We start from the raw sequence: 23,064 nt of genomic DNA, 5'->3' as shown, positions 1-23,064 counted from the left end.
CTTATATTTTAAGCTGATTTACCTGCTTTTCTTCTTAATACTTCACCCACAAATTTAACACCTTTACCTTTGTATGGCTCTGGCTTACGGAAACTTCTGATTTTCGCAGCAACTTGTCCTAAAAGTTGTTTATCAAATGATGTTAATTTTACGATTGGGTTCTTACCTTTTTCAGATACTGTTTCCAAAGATACTTCAGGAGCAATCTCTAAAACAATATTGTGAGAATATCCAAGAGCTAAATCTAATTTTTGACCTTGGTTTGAAGCTCTATAACCTACTCCAACTAATTCTAGTTCTTTTGTGAAACCTTCAGAAACACCAACAATCATATTATTGATCAAAGATCTAAATAATCCGTGTTTTGCTCTATGGTCTTTATGATCAGACGATCTTTCTACTAAAACTTGATCGCCTTCAACTGTTACATTTACGTCCGAAAACTCCTGAACTAGTTGACCTCTTTTTCCTTTTACTGTAATAATACCGTCTTTAACTTCAACAGTTACACCAGCAGGGATTACAATTGGGCTTTTACCTATTCTTGACATCTTATCTAGTGTTTAAAATTAGTATACGTAACAAATTACCTCACCACCTACATTTAACTGCTTAGCTTGTTTTCCAGTCATCAAACCTTTTGATGTAGAAACAATAGCAATTCCTAATCCATTAAGGATTCTAGGTAATTTGGCAGCACCAGCGTACTTACGTAAACCTGGTTTACTAATTCTTTGGATATCTTTGATTACAGGCTCTTTAGTATCTTTATCGTACTTTAAAGCGATTTTGATAGAACCTTGTACAGTGTTCTGCTCAAATTTGTAACTTAAGATGTAACCTTGATCAAATAAGATCTTAGTTATCTCTTTTTTAAGATTAGATGCTGGAATTTCAACAACTTTGTGGTTTGCAGCCACAGCGTTACGAACTCTAGTCAAATAATCTGCAATAGGATCTGTATACATATGTATTTGATTGCGATTATGGTTTTCGGGAGACGGGTGTCTCCCGAACCTTTAATCAATTAAAATTATTTTTTGGTTTGCAAAAGTAATAACTTATTGCGAGATTACCAAGAAGCCTTTTTAACTCCTGGAATTAACCCATTGTTAGCCATTTCACGGAAAGTTACACGTGAAATACCGAATTGACGGATATAACCTCTAGGTCTACCTGTTAATTTACAACGATTGTGTAAACGAACTGGTGAAGCATTTTTAGGTAATCTTTGTAAACCTTCGTAGTCTCCAGCTTCTAATAAAGCTTTTCTCTTCTCAGCATATTTAGCTACCGTTTTCTCTCTTTTAACCTCGCGGGCTTTCATTGATTCTTTAGCCATGTCTTAATTCTTTTTAAAAGGTAATCCTAATTCAGCCAATAATGACTTTGCCTCCTTGTCTGTTTTTGCAGTAGTAACAAAAGTAATATCCATTCCTGAAATTTTGTTTACTTTGTCAATATCAATTTCTGGGAAAATGATTTGCTCTAAAACTCCAAGATTGTAGTTACCTCTTCCGTCGAATCCAGTAGCTTTAATACCACCAAAATCTCTAACACGTGGCAAAGCAGAAGTGATAAGTCTATCTAAAAACTCATACATTCTTTCTCCACGCAAAGTAACTTTTGCTCCAATAGGCATTCCTTTTCTCAATTTGAAAGACGCAACGTCTTTCTTAGAGATTGTAGAAACTGCTTTTTGTCCAGTGATCTTTGTTAACTCATCAACCGCATAGTCAATAAGTTTTTTATCAGATACAGCTGCACCAACTCCACGGCTCAAAACGATTTTTTCAAGTTTAGGAACTTGCATCACGTTTGTATATCCGAATTCTTCTTTAAGAGCAGAGATTACTCTACTCTTATATTCTTCTTTTAGTCTAGGTGTATATGCCATTACTATAGTACTTGATTAGATTTTTTTGAAAATCTTACTTTCTTATCTCCTTCTACTCTAATACCTACTCTAGTTGTTTCCTTAGTTTTAGGATCAATTAAAGCAATGTTAGAAATTTGAATAGAAGCTTCTTTCTTAACGATACCACCTTGAGGGTTTTTAGCACTTGGTTTAGTATGTTTAGAAACCATGTTTACACCTTCAACGATCGCTTTGTTTTTTTCACGGTAAACACGTAAAACTTTACCTTCAGCACCTTTATGGTCTCCAGCAATAACTCTTACGATATCTCCTGATTTTATTTTTAGCTTTATCATCTTAAAACGAATTAAAGCACTTCTGGTGCTAATGATACAATTTTCATGAATTGTTTTTCACGAAGTTCTCTTGCTACCGGACCAAAAACACGAGTTCCTCTCATTTCTCCTGCAGCGTTCAAAAGAACACATGCATTGTCATCGAAACGGATATAAGAACCATCAGCTCTTCTCACTTCTTTTTTAGTACGCACAACAACTGCAGTTGAAACAGCCCCTTTTTTCACGTTTCCGTTTGGAGTTGCATCTTTGATAGAAACTACAATTTTGTCACCAACAGAGGCATATCTTCTTTTAGTACCTCCTAAAACACGAATAGTTAAAACTTCTTTAGCTCCCGTGTTATCTGCTACTTTTAGTCTTGATTCTTGTTGTACCATAATTATTTAGCTCTTTCTAAGATTTCAACTAATCTCCAACATTTTGTTTTACTTAAAGGACGCGTTTCGCTAATTCTTACAGTATCTCCAATGTTACAGTCGTTTGTTTCGTCGTGTGCAACATATTTCTTAGTTTTCAACACGAACTTACCGTATAATGGGTGTTTTACTTTTCTTACTTCAGCAATAACGATAGATTTATCCATCTTATTTGAAGTAACAACACCTATTCTTTCTTTTCTTAAATTTCTTTTTTCTTCCATCTTTCAGCAGAATACAATTATTGTAACTCTCTTTTAGTTAACTCTGTAGCCAATCTTGCAACTGTTCTTCTAACGCTTCTAATTTGAAGTGGGTTAGCAATTGGAGAGATAGCATGAGCCATTTTTAGGTCAGCATATACTTTCTTAGTTTGACTAAGCTTTTCTTGCAACTCCGCTGCAGAAAGATCTTTTATTTCTGATTGTTTCATAATAAATATAGATTATGCTTCGAAATCTCTAGCAACGACGAACTTAGTTTTAACTGGAAGCTTTTGAGCCGCAAGACGTAAAGCCTCTTTTGCAACTGACAATGGAACTCCTCCAACTTCAAACATAATTCTTCCTGGTTTAACAACAGCAGCCCAATACTCAACTGCTCCTTTACCTTTACCCATACGTACTTCAAGAGGCTTCTTAGTAATAGGTTTGTCTGGGAAAATTTTAATCCATAATTGTCCCTCTCTCTTCATGTAACGAGTTGCAGCGATACGCGCAGCTTCGATTTGACGAGATGTTAAAAACATTCCATCTTCATGTACAGATTTAATTCCAAACATTCCATTTGAAAGTTCATGCCCTCTTTGAGAGTTACCCTTCATTCTACCTTTTTGTACCTTACGGTATTTTGTTCTTTTAGGCTGTAACATTTTTCTTTAGTTTAAAAATTTACTTTCTTTTACGAGCGTCTGGTTTTCCACCTTTGTTAAAGTTAGATTTGCCTCTAGGAGCATCTCCACCTTTTCCACCACCTGTACCAGATTGTTTTTTGTCCATTCCAGCAAGTGGAGAAAGTTCTCTCTTACCGTAAACTTCACCTTTCATGATCCACACTTTAATCCCCATTCTACCGTAAGTAGTGTGAGCTTCAGCAAGAGCATAATCAATGTCAGCTCTGAAAGTTGATAGAGGAATTCTACCTTCTTTGAAACCTTCCGAACGCGCCATCTCAGCACCATTCAAACGACCAGAAATCAAAACTTTGATACCTTCAGCGTTCATACGCATAGAAGCAGCAATAGCCATTTTGATTGCACGTCTGTAAGAAATACGGCTTTCGATTTGACGAGCGATGCTTGTAGCCACAAGATAAGCATCTAACTCAGGTCTTTTAATTTCAAAGATGTTGATTTGAACCTCTTTGTCAGTAACTTTCTTAAGTTCTTCTTTCAACTTGTCTACCTCTTGCCCACCTTTTCCGATAATGATACCAGGTCTAGCAGTAGTGATAGTAACGGTTACAAGTTTCAAAGTTCTCTCGATGATTACTTTAGATACACTAGCTTTTGATAAACGAGCGTGGATATACTTTCTGATTTTGTGATCTTCAGCTAATTTATCGCCGTAATCATTTCCACCATACCAGTTTGAGTCCCATCCTCTGATGATACCAAGTCTATTTCCAATTGGATTTGTCTTTTGTCCCATGCTGCTTAAGAATTGCTTTGTGTGTTATTGATAGCTCCAAGCACGATTGTTACGTGATTAGAACGTTTTCTGATTCTGTGTGCACGACCTTGAGGAGCTGGACGAAGTCTTTTTAACATCATTCCACCATCTACTCTGATCTCTTTAACAAATAATCCAGCTTCTTCTAAATTACCTTCACTATTTTTTTGCTCCCAGTTATTGATTGCAGATAATAATAGTTTTTCTAATTTTCTTGAAGCTTCTTTAGAACTGAATCTTAAAATGTTAAGTGCTCTTTCTACCTTCTGACCTCTTACCAAGTCCGCTACTAAGCGCATTTTTCTAGGTGAAGTAGGGCAGTTATTCAATTTTGCGAAAGCGATAGACTTATTAGCCTCTTTTCTCGCATCTGCTGTTTCTCTTTTACGAACTCCCATTGCTTCTTTTATTTTTTACCTTTATTTTTTGCTCCAGCATGACCTCTAAAAGATCTAGTTGGTGAAAACTCTCCTAATTTGTGACCTACCATGTTTTCTGTTACGTAAACTGGTACAAATTGACGACCGTTATGAACTGCGATAGTTTGTCCAACGAAATCTGGTGTAATCATTGAAGCTCTAGACCAAGTCTTAACAACTGCATTTTTACCACTTTCTACGTTTTCTTGAACTTTCTTGTCTAATTTATAATGAACGAAAGGTCCTTTTTTTAATGAACGTGCCATATCTTATTATTTCTTTCTACGTTCTACGATATACTTGTTACTCGGGTTTTTCTTAGAACGAGTTCTGTAACCTTTAGCTGGCAATCCGTTTCTTGAACGTGGGTGCCCTCCAGAAGAACGTCCTTCACCACCTCCCATAGGGTGATCAACAGGGTTCATCGCTACCGGTCTAGTTCTAGGTCTTCTTCCTAACCATCTTGTTCTACCTGCTTTACCAGATACAACTAATTGGTGGTCAGAGTTAGAAACAGCTCCAATTGTAGCCGAACAAGTTAACAAGATTAATCTTGTCTCACCTGATGGCATTTTAATTGTTGCGTATTTCCCGTCTCTTGCCATTAACTGAGCAAAAGTTCCAGCTGAACGAGCGATAACAGCTCCTTGTCCTGGACGTAACTCAATACAAGATATAACAGTTCCAAGAGGAATTCTGCTTAAAGGCAAAGTATTACCAATCTCTGGTTGAGACTCTGGTCCAGAAACTAATTTCTGACCCACTTTCAATCCGTTTTGAGCGATAATATAAGTTTTCTCTCCATCAGCATAAGCTAATAAAGCGATAAATGCAGTACGATTTGGATCGTATTCGATTGATTTAACTGTAGCTGGTATTCCATCTTTAGTTCTTTTGAAATCGATGATACGATATCTCTGCTTGTGACCACCACCCGTATAACGCATGGTCATCTTTCCTTGACTATTTCTACCTCCTGAGTTTTTTATCGGCGCTATCAAAGAGCGTTCCGGCTTATCAGTTGTAATAGCGTCATAACCATTCACAACTCTAAATCGCTGACCCGGGGTAATAGGTTTTAATTTTCTTACTGACATTTTTCTATCTTAGATATTGTTGTAAAAATCAATTGTTTCTCCTTCTTGTACTTGTACAATTGCTTTTTTATAAGCATTTGTCTTTCCACTGATTAAACCACTTTTAGTGTATTTAGTAGATCTATCTGGTCTCACATTCATTGTATTAACAGAAACGATAGTTACTCCATAAGCAGCTTCAACAGCTTTCTTAATTTCAACTTTGTTTGCTTTTTTGTTAACAACGAATCCGAAGCGGTTTAGAACTTCACTTTCTTTGGTTACTTTTTCCGTTACTATAGGTCTAATAATAATGCTCATATTCCTATTATTTACTTAAATTTTCTTCAATTAACTCTAAAGAACCTTCCAAAAGCACTAAATTGTTAGCGTTTAATATTGCGTAAGTGCTTAATTCTGAGCTAGTTACGACGTTTGAAGCCTTTAAATTACGTGACGACAAATATACGTTTTTATTTGACTCACCCAACACAAATAAAGATTTTTTATTCTCTAACCCTAAAGCTTTCAAAACGTTAATGAAATTTTTAGTGTTTGGAACTTCAAAATTAAAGTCTTCTAAAACTACAATATTTGACTCTTTTGCTTTGATTGAGAAAGCTGATTTTCTAGCTAATCTCTTCAATCCTTTATTCAATTTGAATGAATAACTTCTAGGTCTTGGTCCGAAAACTGTTCCACCACCTTTAAACAATGGACTCTTAACACTTCCTGCACGAGCAGTACCAGTTCCTTTTTGTTTTTTAATCTTACGTGTACTTCCAGTTACTTCAGCTCTTTCTTTAGCCTTGTGAGTACCTTGTCTTTGATTAGCAAGATATTGCTTAACATCAAGATATACAGCGTGATTGTTTGGTTCAATTGCGAATACTGAATCAGAAAGTTGAACTTTTCTTCCAGTATCTTTTCCGTTGAAATCTAATACTTTTACTTCCATTACTTCTGAATGATTACATAAGAGTTTTTGTGTCCAGGAATACACCCTTTAACAACAAGTAGATTCTTCTCAGCAACTACTTTTAAAACTCTAAGGTTTTGAACTTTTACATTTTCTCCTCCCATTCTTCCAGCCATACGCATTCCTTTGAATACTCTAGATGGATAAGAAGAAGCTCCTACAGAACCTGGCGCTCTTAAACGGTTGTGCTGACCATGAGTAGCTTGTCCAACTCCACCAAAACCGTGACGTTTAACAACACCTTGGAAACCTTTACCTTTAGACACACCTTGTACATCTACAAATTCTCCTTCTTCAAAAATAGTAACATCAATAAGATCTCCTAATTTTTGTTCAGTTGCAAAATCTTGGAATTCAACGACTTTTTTCTTAGCAACAGTTCCAGCTTTTTTAAAGTGCCCTAAAGCAGCTTTAGTAGAATGTTTCTCGTTTTTGTCATCGAAACCAAGTTGCAACGCTTCATACCCGTCAACCTCGTTGGTTCTGACTTGGGTAACAACGCATGGACCAGCTTCGATTACTGTACAAGGAATGTTTTTCCCGTTTTCGTCGAAAATACTAGTCATGCCGATTTTCTTACCAATTAACCCAGACATAAATATTAATTATTAATTACTAAAATTCCCTTCAATTTGAAAATAACAGAAATTTCCAAACAGGGAGTGCAAAAGTAGATATTAAAATTGAATAAACCAAACGGTTACAAAAATTAAATCGCTCATTATCAAAATCCAAGCATCAAAACAACACCAAAACAAGCTTCTTTTACTCAAAAACACAAATCACACTTTTCCACCAAAACCAATATCACACTTAACAATTATTTAAAAAATTCGCAACAAAAAACCGTCGCACCTCCTTAAAACAAAGACATTTACAGCATTTGTCAAATTTTACAACTGTAGAAATATTATATCAAAAACAACTATTTAACAACAAAAAAAAGCGAGACATTCCTGTCTCGCTTTTTATATAAAAAAAATATAAAAAATTATACTTTAATTTCAACTTCAACTCCACTTGGCAATTCAAGTTTCATTAAAGCATCAATAGTTTTAGATGAAGATGAATAAATATCAATCAATCTCTTGTATGACATTACTTCAAACTGCTCTCTCGCTTTTTTGTTAACGTGCGGAGAACGTAAGACAGTGAAAAGTTTTTTGTGAGTTGGCAACGGAATTGGACCTGTTACAACTGCTCCAGTAGTTTTTACTGTTTTTACGATCTTTTCAGCAGATTTATCTACCAACATGTGATCGTAAGATTTTAGTTTTATTCTGATTTTTTGACTCATTTTCTTAAAATTAAGCGTTACCTTTTGCTTTTTTGATTACCTCTTCTGAAATATTAGAAGGTGTTTCTGCATAGTGAGAGAACTCCATTGTTGAAGTAGCTCTACCAGAAGATAATGTTCTTAATGTTGTTACATAACCAAACATTTCTGATAAAGGCACATCAGCTTTGATAGTCTTAGCACCATTTCTATCACCCATGTCATTAACTTGACCTCTACGACGGTTCAAGTCACCTACGATATCACCCATGTTTTCTTCAGGAGTAATAACTTCGATTTTCATGATTGGCTCAAGAATAACAGCTCCAGCAGCACGTCCAGATTCTTTATAACCCATTCTAGCAGCTAATTCAAAAGAAAGAGCATCAGAATCCACAGGGTGGAAAGATCCGTCTAATAAAGTTACTTTTAAACTATCAACAGCATATCCAGCTAATGGACCTGTTTTCATAGCCTCACGGAAACCTTTTTCAACAGCAGGGATATATTCTTTAGGAACGTTACCACCTTTTACCTCGTTAACAAACTGTAATCCTACAGGAACTTTACCATCAACTTCATCAGCAGGCTCGATTCTAAATACGATATCACCGAATTTACCACGACCTCCAGATTGTTTTTTGTAAGTTTCTCTATGTTGAGCAGATTTAGTAAACGCCTCTTTGTACTCAACTTGTGGCTCACCTTGATTAACCTCTACTTTAAACTCACGTTTCATACGATCAACTAAGATATCTAAGTGAAGCTCACCCATACCAGAAATAATAGTTTGACCTGAAGCCTCGTCAGTTCTTACAGTAAATGTTGGATCCTCTTCAGCTAATTTAGCCAAAGCCATACCCATTTTATCAACGTCAGCTTTAGTTTTAGGCTCGATAGCAATACCAATTACTGGCTCTGGGAACTTCATAGATTCCAAGATAATTGGGTGCTTCTCGTCAGATAAAGTATCTCCAGTTTTGATATCTTTAAATCCTACAGCAGCTCCAATATCTCCAGCCTCAATAAATTCGATTGGATTTTGTTTGTTAGCGTGCATTTGGTAAATACGAGAGATTCTCTCTTTGTTACCAGAACGAGTATTTAAAACATAAGAACCAGCATCCAAACGTCCAGAATAAGCACGGAAGAAAGCTAAACGACCTACGAATGGGTCAGTAGCAATTTTAAATGCCAAAGCAGCGAACGGCTCTTTTACATCTGGTCTACGGATAATTTTAGTTTGATCTTCTTCTAATAATTCAGCATCATCAGGGTGAATTCCTTCAATACCTTCTTTATCTAATGGAGATGGTAAATACTTACAAACAGCATCCAACATAAATTGAACACCTTTGTTTTTGAAAGAAGAACCAGCAAGCATAGGAATGATTGCCATATCAATAGTAGCCGCTCTTAAAGCGTTGTTGATTTCTTCTTCAGTAATAGAATTTTCATCTTCCATGTACTTATCTAAAAGATTCTCGTCATAAGTCGCAATCTCTTCGATAAGAATAGAACGGTAATGCTTAACATCATCAACCATATCAGCTGGAATATCAACAACGTCAAAAGTAGCACCTTGAGTTTCATCATGCCATACGATAGCTTGATTTTTAACTAAGTCAACAATACCTTTGAAATCCGCTTCATCTCCAATAGGCAAAGTAATTGCAACCGCATTCGATTTCAACATATCTTTAACCTGTCCGCATACAGCTAAAAAGTTAGCACCTTGACGGTCCATTTTATTTACGAATCCCATACGAGGAACTCTATATTGATCAGCAAGCCTCCAGTTAGTTTCTGATTGAGGCTCAACACCATCAACAGCACTAAATAAGAAAACTAAACCATCAAGTACACGCAAAGAACGGTTTACCTCTACAGTAAAGTCAACGTGTCCAGGAGTATCAATAATATTAAAGTGGTATGGTAACGATTCTGGAATAACTTTACCTTGTACAGTTGGAAAGTTCCAAGTACAAGTTGTAGCAGCAGAAGTAATTGTAATACCTCTTTCTTGCTCTTGAGCCATCCAGTCCATTGTTGCAGCACCATCGTGCACCTCACCAATTTTGTGTGACTTTCCAGTATAAAAAAGAATACGCTCAGTTGTTGTTGTCTTACCAGCATCAATGTGAGCAGCGATTCCGATATTTCTTGTATATTTTAAATCTCTAGCCATTTCTTACGAATTAAAATCTAAAGTGAGAGAATGCTTTGTTAGCTTCTGCCATTTTGTGAGTATCCATTCTTTTCTTAACCGCAGCACCTTCTTCTTTAGCAGCAGCTAAACACTCTGACGCTAAACGTTGTGCCATAGATTTTTCATTTCTTCTTCTAGAATAAAGTATCAACCACTTCATTGCCATAGAAATTTTTCTGTCTGGACGAATTTGCATTGGGATTTGGAATGTAGCTCCACCAACTCTACGGCTACGTACTTCTACGTGAGGCATAACGTTTGTTAAAGCATCTTTCCAGATCTCTAATGAAGTCTTCTCATCGTTTTGCTTTTTAGTCTCGATGATATCAATAGCATCATAAAATACTTTAAAAGCTGTAGATTTCTTACCATCCCACATTAAGTTGTTCACAAAACGTGTTACTAATTGGTCATTAAACCTTGGATCCGGTAAAAGTGGTCTTTTCTTTGCCGCTCTTTTTCTCATGTCTTTTTCTTAAAAGTTTTTAAATTACTTTTTTGCTTCTTTTGGGCGTTTAGCACCGTACTTAGATCTTCTTTGCGTTCTTCCTGCAACACCTGACGTATCAAGCGCTCCACGAACGATGTGATATCTAACACCTGGTAAATCTTTTACCCTTCCACCTCGCACTAATACTATCGAGTGCTCTTGTAGATTGTGTCCTTCTCCTGGGATGTAAGCATTCACCTCATTACCATTTGTCAAACGTACACGCGCAACTTTACGCATTGCAGAGTTTGGTTTTTTTGGTGTAGTAGTGTAAACACGCGTACAAACCCCTCTTCTTTGAGGACAAGAATCTAAAGCAACCGATTTACTCTTCTTAGTGATCTGAGTTCTTCCTGTTCTTACTAATTGTTGAATTGTTGGCATAATTAATACTAAAAATTATTATGTTTATTAAATTCCCGCTTTTTACGGGGTTGCAAATGTATAAAATATTTTTCACTATACAAACGTTAAATCATTAATTTTCAACAACATTATTTATATCTATGATTTCACAAAGAAACATTAGATATTTGCTTTACATTTAACTAACAAAACAATTGCTTTTGAAACAATTACATTACATACTCATTTTACTTCTATCAACAAATTGTTTTGCGCAATCTTTTTATCTAAATATAAATGGAATTAACAAACAACAAAACTCAACAATCGATTCCATTCCTTACATCAGAAAACATGTTAACATAAAATCTCTCAACAACGAAATTTCCGAAACTTTAAACAAACTAACAAAACAAGGCTACATAGATTCCAAAACACTAGAAAACAAGAAGGTAAATGACAGCACCTATACAGCTATAATAGACTTAAAAAATAAGATAAAAGAACTACATATATATATAGGTACAAATAGCCTCTTGTACGATTCAAAAAAAACATCAAAAGACAGCATAATTATTCCCTACTCAGAACTTGAAAATTTTTTAACCCAAGAAATATCAGACAAGGAAAAAGCCGGTTTTGCATTTTCAAAAATCAAACTGGAAAATATCAAAAAAAAGAACTCTATAATTTACGCTGACTTAAATTTTGATTCCGAAAAAAAAAGAACACTCAACTCAATTATTGTAAATTACACCAATCCTTCTTTGAAAGATTATTTTCCTAAAGGAGCATTAAAACAATTAAACAGAAAATACCTCAATAACACCTTCAACCAAGAAACTGTTAAAAAACTTTCTGACGATATTAATAGTTTTGAGTTTATTTCTCAAACCAAATATCCAGAAATCTTATTCACCAAAGACTCGACAAAAGTCTACGCTTATCTTGACAAAAGAAAAGCAAACACTTTTGATGGCTATATTGGATTTTCAAATGATGATAGCAAAAAAATACAACTTAACGGATATTTAGATATTTCTTTAATAAACACTCTTCATGCAGGTGAACAATTTTCATTATACTGGAAAAGTGATGGCAATAAACAGACAACATTCAACACAAGACTTGAAGTTCCTTATATTTTTAAAACCGCATTAGGAATAAAAGCCCAACTAAATATCTTTAAACAGGACAGTACATTTCAAAACACAAAGACCGCAATAGATTTAGGATACTATTTAAACTACAATTCTAAAGTGTATATCGGGTACCAATCAACAGAATCAAGTGACATTCAGAATACTAACAGCACAACACTCAGCGATTTCAAAAACTCATATCTTACCTCTACTTTAGAATACAAAAAAAACAACGTCTCTAATTATTTGCTTCCAAGAAAATCATATGCAAATCTATTATTAGGTTATGGAAAAAGAACCACAAACAACACAGACGAAACCGCAGCAGCAACGAATCAATTTTATGCCAACCTAAATCTATCTTACAATTTCGAATTAAACAAAAAAAACTTTATCTACATCAACCCCCAAATCTTATATTTAAAAAGCGATAATTATATAACAAATGAACTTTTCAGATTTGGAGGATTAAATTCAATTCGAGGTTTCTCAGAAAATAGCTTACAAGGAAATATTGCAAATCTATTTATTACCGAATACAGATATTTACTTAGTTCAAATTTATACATACATACTATACTTGATTATGGAATTTACCAAGATCAAACTTCAATAAAAAATAGCGAAAAATTCAACAGTTTAATCAGTGCTGGCGTAGGTTTAGGACTACTAACAAAAAATGGCTTATTAAAGATAATTATAGCCAATGGAAGCACAAATCAAACCGAAATAAAATTTTATAACAGCATCCTTACAATCTGTTATAATGTTAAATTTTAGGCTATTCCAAAAATCTGTTAACAAAATATTAGGAATTTTAGTAAGTAATTACGAATATTACATAACTAATTCAAAATATTTACCAAATATGAAACCAAAGTTTAACAGATTCTTAGTGCTTTTACTAGCACTAATCGCGCAACTAACCTTTGCGCAAGAAAGAACTGTTTCAGGAATTGTTACTGATGATGCAAATATGCCTTTACCAGGTGTAAGTGTACTAGTAAAAGGAACAAAAACTGGAACGCAAACCGATTTTGATGGAAAATATTCTATCAAAGCAACACCAAGTCAAGTTTTAGTTTTTAGCTACATTGGAATGAAATCCCAGGAATTCCCAGCTAGCTCAACAAAAGTTAATGCTAAACTATCAAGCGATGCACAACAACTCGAAGGAGTTGTAGTTACAGCTTTAGGATTATCAAGAGAGAAAAAATCTCTTGGTTATGCAACTCAAGAAGTTAAAGGAGAAAACCTTGCCGCAGTTAAAAGCGACAACTTTGTAAATGCGATATCAGGAAAAGTTTCTGGAGTACAAGTAAAAAGAACAACAAATTTTGGAGGCTCCACCAATATCGTAATTAGAGGAAATTCTTCTCTAACAGGAAACAATCAAGCTTTATTTGTTATTGATGGGGTTCCAGTAAGCAACAACAATTCAAACACTAGAGATCAGGAACAATCAGGAGCTGGTTATGACTACGGAAGCGCCGCATCAGACATTAATCCTGAAGACATCGAATCCATCAACGTCCTTAAAGGCTCTGCCGCAAGCGCACTTTATGGATCAAGAGCCGCTAATGGAGTTGTTGTTATAACAACAAAAAAAGGAAACAAAAAAGCAAAAGGTTTCTCCATTACTGTTAATTCAGGTGTAACAATTGGTTCTATCGACAAAAGCACTTTCATAAAATATCAAAAACAATATGGTGGTGGATATGGACCTTATTATGGTCCAGACGAAGATTCGTATTTAGATCATATTGATATAAATGGAGATGGAATTTTAGATAATGTAACTCCATTAACTGAAGACGCTTCGTATGGTCAAGCTTTCGATCCAAATTTAATGGTTTATCAATGGGATGCATTTTACCCTGAATCACCAAATTACATGAAAGCTACACCTTGGGTAGCTGCAAAAAATGGTCCAATTACTTTTTTTGAAAAACCAGTAGCTCTTACCAATTCCTTCTCAATAGACAAAGGCTTAGAAAATGGCTATCTAAGATTAGGAGCCAATAATCTTGACCAAACTGGTTTAATGCCAAACAGTAGTTTAAAGAGAAACACTTTCACATTGAACGCGTCTACCCTGATCAACGACAAATTAACCGTAGCGGGATATGGAAATTTTACAAAAACGAATACAATTGGTAGAAACAGCACAGGATACAATGATAACATCGCTGGAAATTTCAGACAATGGTGGCAAACTAACGTTGACATACAAGGCCTAAAACAAGCTTATCAACTTACTGGAAGAAATGTAACATGGAATCCTAACTCATACACTAATCCGACTCCAATATTTTGGGATAACCCTTATTTTCAACGCTATGAAAATTACGAATCAGATAGCAGAAGCAGGTTTATTGGAAATGTTTCTTTAAACTATAAAATCGCAAGTTGGTTAGATGCTTTTGGCCGAGTTTCCGTTGACACGTATGACGAACTACAAGAAGAAAGAAGAGCTATTGGAAGTGTACCATCTAATTTCGGAATTGGAACTGGAGGTGGCGATGGCTCTCTTAACAGAAGCCCAGCATCATCAGGCTACTCAAGAAAAAACATTGGCTTCAGCGAATACAACTATGACTTCATGTTGAACTACAACACAGACATCACAGAAAAGTTAAACTTAAAAGGTGTTGTCGGAGTCAACATTAGAAGAAGTTACTACAATTCAATATTCGCAGCAACAAACGGCGGACTTGCTATACCAAAATTATATTCCTTACAAAATACTGTAAGTCCATTATTAGCACCTATTGAAAGAGATGAAGCTATAGGCGTGGATGGTCTTTACGGAAGCGCATCTTTCGGATATGAAGATTATTTATTCCTTGAAGGAACAATCAGAAGAGACCACTCTTCGACTCTTCCCGAAGCAAATAGTTCTTACTACTACCCTTCTGTTTCTACCAGTTTTGTATTCTCTAAATTCGTAAAGGCAGACTGGCTATCCTTTGGAAAAGTAAGACTTAACTATGCTGAAGTTGGAAACAGCCCCGGTTTTGACAGAGTCCTAGACACTTATGCAGTTAACACAGCATTTGGAGCAGCATCAGCATCAGTAAAAGACACTAAGAACAATCCGAACCTAAAACCAGAACGCACAAAAAGCTACGAAGCAGGTTTAGAACTTTCTTTCTTCAAAAAAAGATTAGGCTTTGATTTCTCATACTACAAATCTAATTCGATTGACCAGATAATCCCATTAAGGCTTACTGCTTCTACTGGATATTTATACGAATTGATTAATGCTGGAGAAATTGAAAACAAAGGAATTGAAATAAGTTTAAATGGTACTCCGATAAAAACAGATAGTTTTTCGTGGGAAGTAAATTTAAACTTTGCCAGAAATCGCAACAAAGTATTAGACCTATTAGATGGTATCGATAATTTACAATTAGGATCTTTTCAAGGAGGTGTAACAATAAATGCCGCTATCGGACAGCCATATGGTGTAATATATGGTACAAAATACACTTACTTAAACGGACAGCGAGTTGTTGACCCAAGTAATGGTCAATATATAAAAACTTCAACATCAGATAATGCAATTGGAAATGCAAATCCAGATTACACAGGAGGTTTAAACAACAAATTCACTTATAAAAACTTCTCTTTTGAATTCTTAATAGATATGCAAAAAGGCGGACAGATATTCTCACTAGACCGTTATTATGGTTTAGCAACAGGTCTGCCAGATGACACAGCTTATTTAAATGAATTAGGAAACCCTATCAGAAACCCTTTGACTTCTGGATCTGATAGTGGAGGATTTATAAATCCAGGAGTAAACCCTGATGGCTCAGTAAATACTACCAGAATTGAAGCAAGCCGTTTTGGAGCTCAAGGGTACAGAAGAGGTTTGCCAGATGAAGCATTTGTATATGATGCGAGCTATATCAAACTAAGACAAACAGCAATTACATATTCTTTACCAGAAAAGGTATTAAAAAACACATTCATGAACGGAATGACTTTTAGCGTTGTTGGAACAAATCTTTGGATTATACACAAAAACTTACCAGATGCAGATCCTGAATCAGGATTAGGAGCTGGTAACTTACAAGGCTACTCAACAGGATCTTTACCATCTACAAGAGACATTAGCTTCAACATTAAAATCCAATTTTAAAATCAAGAAATCATGAAAAAGATATTTATAATCATACTAACCGCAGTAACATTTTCGTCCTGCTCTGATGATATAGAAAAATTAAATGTGAACGTAAAAGATCCATCAAATGTACCGGGAGAAGCTTTGTTTACAAGTGCCCAAAAAAGTTTGGTTGATCAAATGACAAACACAAATGTCAACAATAACATTATTAGATTAATTAATCAATATTTCACAGAGACAGTTTACACAGACGAAAGTAATTACGACTTAGTTACAAGAACAATCCCAGAACAACACTGGCAATTCTTGTATAAAGACGTACTAAAGGACTTAGATCAAAGTGCCAAAAACATTACCAATACACCCCTTGGCCTAACAGAAAACCCTTTAGACAAACAAAACAAACTTGCAATCATAGAAGTTTTAAACGTTTACACCTATGCTATATTAGTTGAGACATTCGGGAATGTTCCATATTCTCAAGCTATAAACCTTAACTACAAAACACCAAAGTACGATGACGGCTTAACAATTTACAAAGATTTAATCTCGCGATTAAACAATGCAATAGCCAAATTAGATACTGGCGGTAAAAGCTTTGGAGACAATGACAGAATATATGGTGGAGATATAACAAAATGGATTAAGTTTGCAAATACTCTAAAATTAAGAATGGGTATAACCATTTCCGATATCCCTACCGAAAGTGCATTGGCACAAGCGACTGTATCAAGTGCAGCTCCATTTGTATTCTCATCAAATCTTGACAATGCAGATTTAAAGTATCTTACAGCTACACCAAACACCAATCCATTATATGTAGATCTTGTTGCGAGCGGTCGTTCTGATTTTGTTCCAACGAGCACTATAATAGATATGATGAACAATTTGAGTGACCCAAGACGTTCAAAATACTTTGACGACAATATGGATGATCCATCGACACCAGAAATCGAATATATTGGAGGAGAAAATGGCGCGAGCAATTCATTCGCACAAAAAACACATATTACGCCAACGATTCAGGCTCCAGACTTTCCAGGAACAATCTTAGACTATGCTGAAGCTGAATTTCTATTGGCTGAAGCTGCTGAAAGATCTTTATATGGAACTCCTTCAGATGCAGAAGCACATTATAATGCAGCAATAACCGCTTCCATTTTAGACTGGGGAGGTACAGAAGCTGATGCTACAACTTACTTAGCGAATCCTGATGTTGCTTACACAACTGCTGAAGGAACATGGAAACAAAAAATAGGAACTCAAAGCTGGATCGCTTTTTATAACAATTCATTTGAGGGCTGGTCATTCTACAGAAGATTAGACTTTCCTGTTTTACTTGCACCGCCTGATGCCGTATCAGGTTTTCCAATGCGCTATACTTATCCAATTATAGAGCAATCATTAAATAAAGCAAGTTATACAGAAGCAAGTGCCGCAATTGGTGGCGACGCTGCAGAAACTAAGTTGTTTTGGGATAAATTCTAACTTATAATATTACAATAAATAAAAAGCGGTTGCAAAATATCATGCGACCGCTTTTTTATTTTAAAAAAACTATTAACCATAATTTTACATTAAACTTAATTCCATTAAAAATATAAGAAAATCGCAAAACAAAAAACTCTTAAAACAATCCAAAAGGAAACATTATTTTTAATCTATATAATAGACAAAACTCTTTCTTTTTGTTTTCGAAGACATATCAAAACATAAAATTTTCACATATCTATTAACGCTGAATATTAAAGGTTCACGATTTTTTAACAAATTTCAGCAGTTAATCCAGACGTTTTTTTAAGATAAAAGTTATAAAAAAAACATTTAAATACCCTTCGTCTATAAATTTAACATTTAAGCGGTTGACAAAATTTTTAATTATTATCAAATTTAACACTAAAAATTACGCTTTTGTAATTTTAAGCCTGTTTTAATCGATAAAACAGCAAAAACTCACCTCAAAATCATTATTTAACTAAAAAAAAAGCTTTTTATATTAGGTAGATTAACAAATTATTAAGATTTTTGTCGGACTAATTCAAAATATTTAAAAATGAAACTAAAGTTCAATGGATTCTTAGTACTGTTATTAGTACTAGTCGCGCAACTTTCTTTTGCGCAAGAAAGAGCTGTTTCTGGTACAGTTTCTGATAATGCAGGAATGCCTTTACCGGGTGTTAGTGTATTAGTTAAAGGAACTAAAACAGGAACACAAACTGACTTTGATGGTAAATTCTCGATCAAAGTATCACCAAGCCAAATTTTGGTATTTAGCTACATTGGGATGAAAACTCAAGAAGTAGCAGCAAGTTCTTCTACTGTAAATGTAAAATTAGCAGATGCAGGAGCTCAAGAACTTGAAGGCGTAGTTGTAACAGCTTTCGGTATCAAAAGAGAGAAAAAAGCTCTTGGTTATGCAACTACAACTTTAAAAGCAGATGCACTTACTCAAGTAGTCAACACAAACCCATTTGAAACTCTTTCTGGTAAAATTGCCGGAGTTGATATTACTGCTCCATCTCAACCAGGAGCTTCTACTAAAGTTGTAATTCGTGGTTTCAACACAATTACTCAACCAGGTGGACCACTTTATGTTGTTGATGGAACGCCAATTAACAATAGCTACAGTGGATCAACATCTTCTACAAGATCTTACGATTCAGGAAATGGTATTACAGATCTTGACCCAAATAACATTGAAAGTATGACAGTTCTTAAAGGAGCTGCTGCATCTGCGTTATATGGATCTAGAGCTGGTGGTGGTGTAATCATCATTACAACTAAAAAAGGTAAAGCAAACACAGGAATTAAAGTTGACATGTTAGCTTCAACTGAATTTAGTGAAGTTGCTAGAGTTCCACACTTACAAAACCAATTTGGACAAGGATGGAACGGAGCTGGATACTCTGGAACTAACACATACAGTAACGAAAATGGTTCTTGGGGACCTGCATTCAATGGAGAGGTTAGACCTTGGGGAACTGTGTACAATGGAACTCAACAAATTAAGCCTTATGTTGGATTAAATGATAACGTTAGAGATTTCTACGACACTGGTATTTTATCTACACAATCTGTAAACTTAAGCGGTGGTGGAGACACATCTGATTTCTCTTTAGTATTTTCTAATGTAAACAGTGATGGGGTTGTTCCTACTGACACTGATTTATACAAAAAACAATCTGTTGGTTTCAATGGTGGTTTAAAAGGAAAAAAATTCACTTTGAGAACTGCATTAAACTATGTTTACAAAGATCAAAGTGTTGTTAACACTGGACAAGGTGATGATGCTGGACAAGGATCTACTTTACAACAAGATTTATTACAAATCCCAAGAGATATTAGCGTTGTAGATTTAAGAGATTACAAAAACAATATCTTCAATACTCCAGATTACTATTTTACACCTTACGCAACTAATCCTTATTTCTCAATCAATGAGAATAGCACAAAAATCTACGGAAGTAATATTTTTGGAAACGTTAATTTAAGCTATAAAATAACTGATAAATTAACAGCTACTTGGCAAATTGGTGGTAACCTTAGAACTGAAAGACAAAAAAGCTACGGAGCAATTGTAGATTATCTTCCAGGTACTCCACAAGCTGTTGCTGGAGCTAACAAAGTTGTTGGGGGGGTTACAGAAGGAAGATCAGAATTCAGCGAATTTGATACATTCTTTAACTTAAACTACAATACAAATTTAAGTGAAGATTGGACTTTAAACCTTTTAGGTGGTTTCAACTACAACAAAAGAGAGTCTGATCAATTGTTCAATACAATTACTAACTTAGGTATCCCTGGATACTACGAACTTTCTAACTCAGCTGTTAGACCAACAATTACTCAAAGTAACTCTTTGAGAAAAACAGGAGCTGTTTATGCTTCTGCCGAGTTTGCTTTCAAAAACAGATATTTTGCTACAATTACAGGTAGAGAAGATGTTACTTCAACTTTACCAATTGGAAACAATGCATATTTTTACCCAGCATTATCTCTTGGTGCTATCGTAATTGATAACGGAGACACATTCTTAAAACTAAGAGCTGCAGGTTCTAAAATTGCAAACGATACACAAGCTTATGTAACTGAGAACTCTTATGTTCCTGGATCTGCTGCTGCTAATTTTGGTATTATTGCATCTCCAATTGGAGGAATCAGTTTCTACGAAGCTGCTGCAAGACTAGGAAATGCTGATTTAAAACCAGAAACAACTAAAGAATATGAAGTTGGTGCTGAGGGATCTTTCTTCAAAAACAGAATTAGCTATGATATCGCTTTATATCACAAAACAACTTCTGATTTGATTGTTGCTTTACCATTAGATCCATCTACTGGTTATACTTCAAAATTTATTAATGCTGCTGAATTAGTAAATAAAGGTATCGAGCTTTCTATTAGTGCTAGTCCAATTAAAAACAAAGACTTTACTTGGAACTTAACTTACACTTTCACTAAAAACATGAGTGAGGTTACTAAATTAGCTGATGGATTTGACAGAATCGACGTAGCAACAGCTTACGGCGTTACTTATTCTGCTGCAAAAGGAGAGCCTCTTGGTACATTCTTTTCTCAAGTTCCAAAAACAAATGCTGCTGGACAATATATTGTAAACCCTACAACTGGTATGTATGAAGTAAGTGATGATATCCAAAAAATCGGAAACTCTCAAAGAGATTTCGTAATGGGATTACAAAACAACTTCAAATACAAAAACTTTAACTTAGGTTTATCAATGGACTGGAAACAAGGAGGTGAATTCTACTCTTACACTAAGAGACTTTCTCACTTCGTAGGTAATGGTATTGAAACTACTTACAACGACAGAAATCCATTTATTGTTCCTAACTCAGTTAATGAGCATATAGATGCTACAACTGGTGCTGTAACTTATACAGAAAACACTACTCCAATTGCTTGGGATAAAGTAACAACATTCTACAATACTTCTAACAATCCTGGTATTGAAAGAACTCACGTAATTGACAAAACATTTGTAAGATTAAGAGAGATAAATTTAAACTACGATTTCCCTTCTGCACTTAGCAAAAACATGGGATTAAACAAAATCACTTTAGGAGTTTACGCAAGAAACTTGTTTATGTGGACTCCAGGAGAGAATCCTTATACAGATCCTGAGACTGGTACTTACGGAACAGGTGTAGGTTCTGATTTTGGAGAGTTCGGTACTAACCCATCACAAAGATCAGTTGGTGGAGTTTTAAAATTATCATTCTAAAAAAAATATAGAAAAAATGAAAAAGATAGTAACATTAATTACAGCTCTTTTCTTATTAGTGTCATGTGATGAAACATTTGACATTAATAGAGATCCAGATGCATTGCCTCCTGGACAAGCAAACAGTACCATTCTTCCTGCTGGTATTGCAGGTCTAGCTGGTGCTCAAGGATCATACTACGCCATTATCGGTGGATTTTGGTCACAATTTTGGACACAAAACAATACTTCAAATCAATACAAAGACGTTGATTCATACAGTATTGGAACAAACGATTACCAAGCAGGTTATACAGCAATGTATGATGCTTTAAACGACATTAGAGTTGTAAAAGCGCAAGCACTAGCTGAAGGAAACTGGAATTATTACTTAATTGCAACTACACTTGAAGTTCAAGGATCTCAAGTTTTAACAGATTTGTATGATGCAATTCCTTACACTGAAGCTAACAATGTAAACATTTTACAGCCTAAATTCAACACTCAAAAAGAAGTTTATGACTTAATGATTGCTGATTTGAAATTAGCTTTATCTAAAGACTTAAGCGCTTCTAAAGGTGATGCTCCTGCTGCTGACGATTTTATTTTCGCTGGGAACATGACAAGCTGGACAAAATATGCTAACACTTTGTTATTAAAATTACACTTGAGATTAACTGAAGTTGATCCTTCTTTAGCTCAATCTGGAATTACAACTTTAATTAACTCAGGTGCTGCATTCTTAGATGTTGATGCTGCTATGACTCAATTTGAAGATGCTGCTGATAGAAGTAACCCTTTATATGAGTCTGACAGAAGACAGTTAAATACTACTCTTAACCTTAGAGCAAGTAAAACTTTATACTCTTACTTACAAGATAATGCTGACCCACGTTTAGGTAAATATTACGGAGCTGGAAATCCAAATAACCAAGGTGATTTTGAAAACACTGCGACTGGACTTTCATTAGTAACATTAAGCCCAACAACTCCAGTATTTTTCATTAGCAAAGAAGAGAGCTATTTCTTACAAGCTGAAGCTCTTTCAAGATACTATGGTGGAACTGGTGCAAAAGCTAAATATGATGCTGGTGTTACTGCTTCTATTACAAGATGGGGCGGAACAACTGCTGCTGCTTTATTAGCTGCTGGTGGAGCTTATGAATTCCCTGCAACAGGAACTGCTGCTCAAGTTGAAGCTGTTATTACTCAAAAATGGATCGCTAGTTTCCCTGGAAACGGTTACGAATCATTCTTCGAGCAAAGCAGAACAGGATACCCTAAAGTATCTACTGTAGCACAATCAAGCGAGTCTTATATTCCTGGTCAATTCTCTGTATCTGTAGAGAATGTTACAGGAGGTAAATTCCCAAAAAGAGTTGTTTTACCTAACAACGTAAAATCAAGAAATCCAAATGCTCCAGCTTTAAAAGCTATTACTGAGCCAGTTTGGTGGGATGCTAACTAATAAAAAA

At 35.1% G+C, this 23,064-nt stretch carries 25 protein-coding genes; 5 read left to right on the top strand and 20 right to left on the bottom strand.

Annotation, left to right across the window (positions count from 1 at the left end):
* Positions 1–8: 8 nt before the first annotated feature.
* The 20 genes from rplF to rpsL all read right to left on the bottom strand — a co-directional run bounded on the left by rplF (position 9) and on the right by rpsL (position 11,136).
* Positions 9–551, bottom strand: a complete 543-nt coding sequence (rplF, locus tag OD917_RS03370; RefSeq protein WP_263522122.1) for a 50S ribosomal protein L6 — start codon at positions 549–551, stop codon at positions 9–11.
* 18 nt (positions 552–569) lie between these two features.
* Positions 570–968 (bottom strand): 30S ribosomal protein S8, encoded by a 399-nt coding sequence (rpsH, locus tag OD917_RS03365; protein WP_008464306.1) that lies wholly within the window; start codon positions 966–968, stop codon positions 570–572.
* A gap of 104 nt (positions 969–1,072) precedes the next feature.
* Positions 1,073–1,342: a 30S ribosomal protein S14 gene (rpsN, locus tag OD917_RS03360; RefSeq protein WP_008464305.1), complete on the bottom strand. Its 270-nt coding sequence runs from the start codon at positions 1,340–1,342 to the stop codon at positions 1,073–1,075.
* Positions 1,343–1,345: 3 nt separating this feature from the next.
* The gene (gene rplE / locus OD917_RS03355) at positions 1,346–1,897 is read right to left on the bottom strand and encodes a 50S ribosomal protein L5 (protein WP_012022484.1); all 552 of its coding nucleotides are present in this window, start codon (positions 1,895–1,897) and stop codon (positions 1,346–1,348) included.
* Positions 1,898–1,899: 2 nt separating this feature from the next.
* A complete protein-coding gene (gene rplX, locus OD917_RS03350) occupies positions 1,900–2,214 on the bottom strand; it encodes a 50S ribosomal protein L24 (RefSeq protein WP_026727873.1) in 315 nt (104 codons plus the stop codon).
* Positions 2,215–2,225: 11 nt separating this feature from the next.
* Positions 2,226–2,594 carry a 50S ribosomal protein L14 gene (gene rplN / locus OD917_RS03345; protein WP_007803649.1) on the bottom strand — a complete coding sequence of 123 codons (369 nt, stop codon included), beginning with the start codon at positions 2,592–2,594 and terminating at the stop codon, positions 2,226–2,228.
* Positions 2,595–2,596: 2 nt separating this feature from the next.
* Complete coding sequence (rpsQ, locus tag OD917_RS03340; RefSeq protein WP_007803646.1) at positions 2,597–2,857, bottom strand: 30S ribosomal protein S17; 261 nt, start codon at positions 2,855–2,857, stop codon at positions 2,597–2,599.
* A 17-nt stretch (positions 2,858–2,874) separates the two neighbouring features.
* On the bottom strand, positions 2,875–3,066 hold the full coding sequence (rpmC, locus tag OD917_RS03335; protein ID WP_008464297.1) for a 50S ribosomal protein L29: 192 nt from the start codon (positions 3,064–3,066) through the stop codon (positions 2,875–2,877).
* 12 nt (positions 3,067–3,078) lie between these two features.
* Positions 3,079–3,504: a 50S ribosomal protein L16 gene (rplP, locus tag OD917_RS03330; RefSeq protein ID WP_008464295.1), complete on the bottom strand. Its 426-nt coding sequence runs from the start codon at positions 3,502–3,504 to the stop codon at positions 3,079–3,081.
* Between the two features lie 19 nt (positions 3,505–3,523).
* Complete coding sequence (gene rpsC / locus OD917_RS03325; protein ID WP_008464292.1) at positions 3,524–4,282, bottom strand: 30S ribosomal protein S3; 759 nt, start codon at positions 4,280–4,282, stop codon at positions 3,524–3,526.
* A gap of 5 nt (positions 4,283–4,287) precedes the next feature.
* Positions 4,288–4,701 (bottom strand): 50S ribosomal protein L22, encoded by a 414-nt coding sequence (gene rplV / locus OD917_RS03320; RefSeq protein WP_007803631.1) that lies wholly within the window; start codon positions 4,699–4,701, stop codon positions 4,288–4,290.
* Between the two features lie 8 nt (positions 4,702–4,709).
* Positions 4,710–4,988, bottom strand: a complete 279-nt coding sequence (rpsS, locus tag OD917_RS03315; protein WP_008464288.1) for a 30S ribosomal protein S19 — start codon at positions 4,986–4,988, stop codon at positions 4,710–4,712.
* A 6-nt stretch (positions 4,989–4,994) separates the two neighbouring features.
* Entirely contained in the window at positions 4,995–5,819 is an 825-nt protein-coding gene (rplB, locus tag OD917_RS03310) for a 50S ribosomal protein L2 (protein WP_008464287.1), read from the bottom strand.
* Positions 5,820–5,828: 9 nt separating this feature from the next.
* Positions 5,829–6,119 carry a 50S ribosomal protein L23 gene (gene rplW, locus OD917_RS03305; RefSeq protein ID WP_008464286.1) on the bottom strand — a complete coding sequence of 97 codons (291 nt, stop codon included), beginning with the start codon at positions 6,117–6,119 and terminating at the stop codon, positions 5,829–5,831.
* A 7-nt stretch (positions 6,120–6,126) separates the two neighbouring features.
* Positions 6,127–6,756, bottom strand: a complete 630-nt coding sequence (gene rplD, locus OD917_RS03300; RefSeq protein ID WP_125722315.1) for a 50S ribosomal protein L4 — start codon at positions 6,754–6,756, stop codon at positions 6,127–6,129.
* Positions 6,756–7,373 carry a 50S ribosomal protein L3 gene (rplC, locus tag OD917_RS03295; RefSeq protein ID WP_144217592.1) on the bottom strand — a complete coding sequence of 206 codons (618 nt, stop codon included), beginning with the start codon at positions 7,371–7,373 and terminating at the stop codon, positions 6,756–6,758. Before rplC ends, rplD begins: the two co-directional genes overlap by 1 nt.
* A 395-nt stretch (positions 7,374–7,768) precedes the next feature.
* Positions 7,769–8,074: a 30S ribosomal protein S10 gene (gene rpsJ / locus OD917_RS03290; protein ID WP_007803605.1), complete on the bottom strand. Its 306-nt coding sequence runs from the start codon at positions 8,072–8,074 to the stop codon at positions 7,769–7,771.
* 10 nt (positions 8,075–8,084) lie between these two features.
* Entirely contained in the window at positions 8,085–10,241 is a 2,157-nt protein-coding gene (fusA, locus tag OD917_RS03285) for an elongation factor G (protein WP_026727878.1), read from the bottom strand.
* A gap of 10 nt (positions 10,242–10,251) precedes the next feature.
* Entirely contained in the window at positions 10,252–10,728 is a 477-nt protein-coding gene (rpsG, locus tag OD917_RS03280; protein WP_026727879.1) for a 30S ribosomal protein S7, read from the bottom strand.
* Positions 10,729–10,752: 24 nt separating this feature from the next.
* Entirely contained in the window at positions 10,753–11,136 is a 384-nt protein-coding gene (rpsL, locus tag OD917_RS03275; RefSeq protein ID WP_007136570.1) for a 30S ribosomal protein S12, read from the bottom strand.
* Positions 11,137–11,318: 182 nt separating this feature from the next.
* Here rpsL and OD917_RS03270 point away from each other — a divergent pair, with 182 nt between their 5' ends.
* The 5 genes from OD917_RS03270 (at position 11,319) to OD917_RS03250 (ending at position 23,057) form a co-directional block, all read left to right on the top strand.
* Positions 11,319–13,019: a hypothetical protein gene (locus OD917_RS03270; protein WP_263522116.1), complete on the top strand. Its 1,701-nt coding sequence runs from the start codon at positions 11,319–11,321 to the stop codon at positions 13,017–13,019.
* Positions 13,020–13,107: 88 nt separating this feature from the next.
* Positions 13,108–16,386, top strand: a complete 3,279-nt coding sequence (locus tag OD917_RS03265) for a SusC/RagA family TonB-linked outer membrane protein (protein WP_263522115.1) — start codon at positions 13,108–13,110, stop codon at positions 16,384–16,386.
* Between the two features lie 12 nt (positions 16,387–16,398).
* Positions 16,399–17,859, top strand: coding sequence for a SusD/RagB family nutrient-binding outer membrane lipoprotein (locus tag OD917_RS03260; RefSeq protein WP_263522114.1), 1,461 nt, complete (start codon positions 16,399–16,401; stop codon positions 17,857–17,859).
* A 565-nt stretch (positions 17,860–18,424) separates the two neighbouring features.
* A complete protein-coding gene (locus tag OD917_RS03255) occupies positions 18,425–21,610 on the top strand; it encodes a SusC/RagA family TonB-linked outer membrane protein (RefSeq protein WP_263522113.1) in 3,186 nt (1,061 codons plus the stop codon).
* Between the two features lie 16 nt (positions 21,611–21,626).
* A complete protein-coding gene (locus tag OD917_RS03250) occupies positions 21,627–23,057 on the top strand; it encodes a SusD/RagB family nutrient-binding outer membrane lipoprotein (RefSeq protein ID WP_263522112.1) in 1,431 nt (476 codons plus the stop codon).
* Positions 23,058–23,064 lie beyond the last annotated feature (7 nt).

Source organism: Flavobacterium sp. SH_e, from assembly GCF_025717045.1.
GTDB lineage: Bacteria > Bacteroidota > Bacteroidia > Flavobacteriales > Flavobacteriaceae > Flavobacterium.
This window is presented reverse-complemented; position numbering and strand designations above follow the sequence as displayed.

What these genes read in the sequence shown, in the direction of transcription:
- rplF (WP_263522122.1), bottom strand. Translation starts at nt 551, where the DNA reads ATGTCAAGAATAGGTAAAAGCCCAATTGTAATCCCTGCTGGTGTAACT.
- rpsH (WP_008464306.1), bottom strand. Translation starts at nt 968, where the DNA reads ATGTATACAGATCCTATTGCAGATTATTTGACTAGAGTTCGTAACGCT.
- rpsN (WP_008464305.1), bottom strand. Translation starts at nt 1,342, where the DNA reads ATGGCTAAAGAATCAATGAAAGCCCGCGAGGTTAAAAGAGAGAAAACG.
- rplE (WP_012022484.1), bottom strand. Translation starts at nt 1,897, where the DNA reads ATGGCATATACACCTAGACTAAAAGAAGAATATAAGAGTAGAGTAATC.
- rplX (WP_026727873.1), bottom strand. Translation starts at nt 2,214, where the DNA reads ATGATAAAGCTAAAAATAAAATCAGGAGATATCGTAAGAGTTATTGCT.
- rplN (WP_007803649.1), bottom strand. Translation starts at nt 2,594, where the DNA reads ATGGTACAACAAGAATCAAGACTAAAAGTAGCAGATAACACGGGAGCT.
- rpsQ (WP_007803646.1), bottom strand. Translation starts at nt 2,857, where the DNA reads ATGGAAGAAAAAAGAAATTTAAGAAAAGAAAGAATAGGTGTTGTTACT.
- rpmC (WP_008464297.1), bottom strand. Translation starts at nt 3,066, where the DNA reads ATGAAACAATCAGAAATAAAAGATCTTTCTGCAGCGGAGTTGCAAGAA.
- rplP (WP_008464295.1), bottom strand. Translation starts at nt 3,504, where the DNA reads ATGTTACAGCCTAAAAGAACAAAATACCGTAAGGTACAAAAAGGTAGA.
- rpsC (WP_008464292.1), bottom strand. Translation starts at nt 4,282, where the DNA reads ATGGGACAAAAGACAAATCCAATTGGAAATAGACTTGGTATCATCAGA.
- rplV (WP_007803631.1), bottom strand. Translation starts at nt 4,701, where the DNA reads ATGGGAGTTCGTAAAAGAGAAACAGCAGATGCGAGAAAAGAGGCTAAT.
- rpsS (WP_008464288.1), bottom strand. Translation starts at nt 4,988, where the DNA reads ATGGCACGTTCATTAAAAAAAGGACCTTTCGTTCATTATAAATTAGAC.
- rplB (WP_008464287.1), bottom strand. Translation starts at nt 5,819, where the DNA reads ATGTCAGTAAGAAAATTAAAACCTATTACCCCGGGTCAGCGATTTAGA.
- rplW (WP_008464286.1), bottom strand. Translation starts at nt 6,119, where the DNA reads ATGAGCATTATTATTAGACCTATAGTAACGGAAAAAGTAACCAAAGAA.
- rplD (WP_125722315.1), bottom strand. Translation starts at nt 6,756, where the DNA reads ATGGAAGTAAAAGTATTAGATTTCAACGGAAAAGATACTGGAAGAAAA.
- rplC (WP_144217592.1), bottom strand. Translation starts at nt 7,373, where the DNA reads ATGTCTGGGTTAATTGGTAAGAAAATCGGCATGACTAGTATTTTCGAC.
- rpsJ (WP_007803605.1), bottom strand. Translation starts at nt 8,074, where the DNA reads ATGAGTCAAAAAATCAGAATAAAACTAAAATCTTACGATCACATGTTG.
- fusA (WP_026727878.1), bottom strand. Translation starts at nt 10,241, where the DNA reads ATGGCTAGAGATTTAAAATATACAAGAAATATCGGAATCGCTGCTCAC.
- rpsG (WP_026727879.1), bottom strand. Translation starts at nt 10,728, where the DNA reads ATGAGAAAAAGAGCGGCAAAGAAAAGACCACTTTTACCGGATCCAAGG.
- rpsL (WP_007136570.1), bottom strand. Translation starts at nt 11,136, where the DNA reads ATGCCAACAATTCAACAATTAGTAAGAACAGGAAGAACTCAGATCACT.
- OD917_RS03265 (WP_263522115.1), top strand. Translation starts at nt 13,108, where the DNA reads ATGAAACCAAAGTTTAACAGATTCTTAGTGCTTTTACTAGCACTAATC.
- OD917_RS03260 (WP_263522114.1), top strand. Translation starts at nt 16,399, where the DNA reads ATGAAAAAGATATTTATAATCATACTAACCGCAGTAACATTTTCGTCC.
- OD917_RS03255 (WP_263522113.1), top strand. Translation starts at nt 18,425, where the DNA reads ATGAAACTAAAGTTCAATGGATTCTTAGTACTGTTATTAGTACTAGTC.
- OD917_RS03250 (WP_263522112.1), top strand. Translation starts at nt 21,627, where the DNA reads ATGAAAAAGATAGTAACATTAATTACAGCTCTTTTCTTATTAGTGTCA.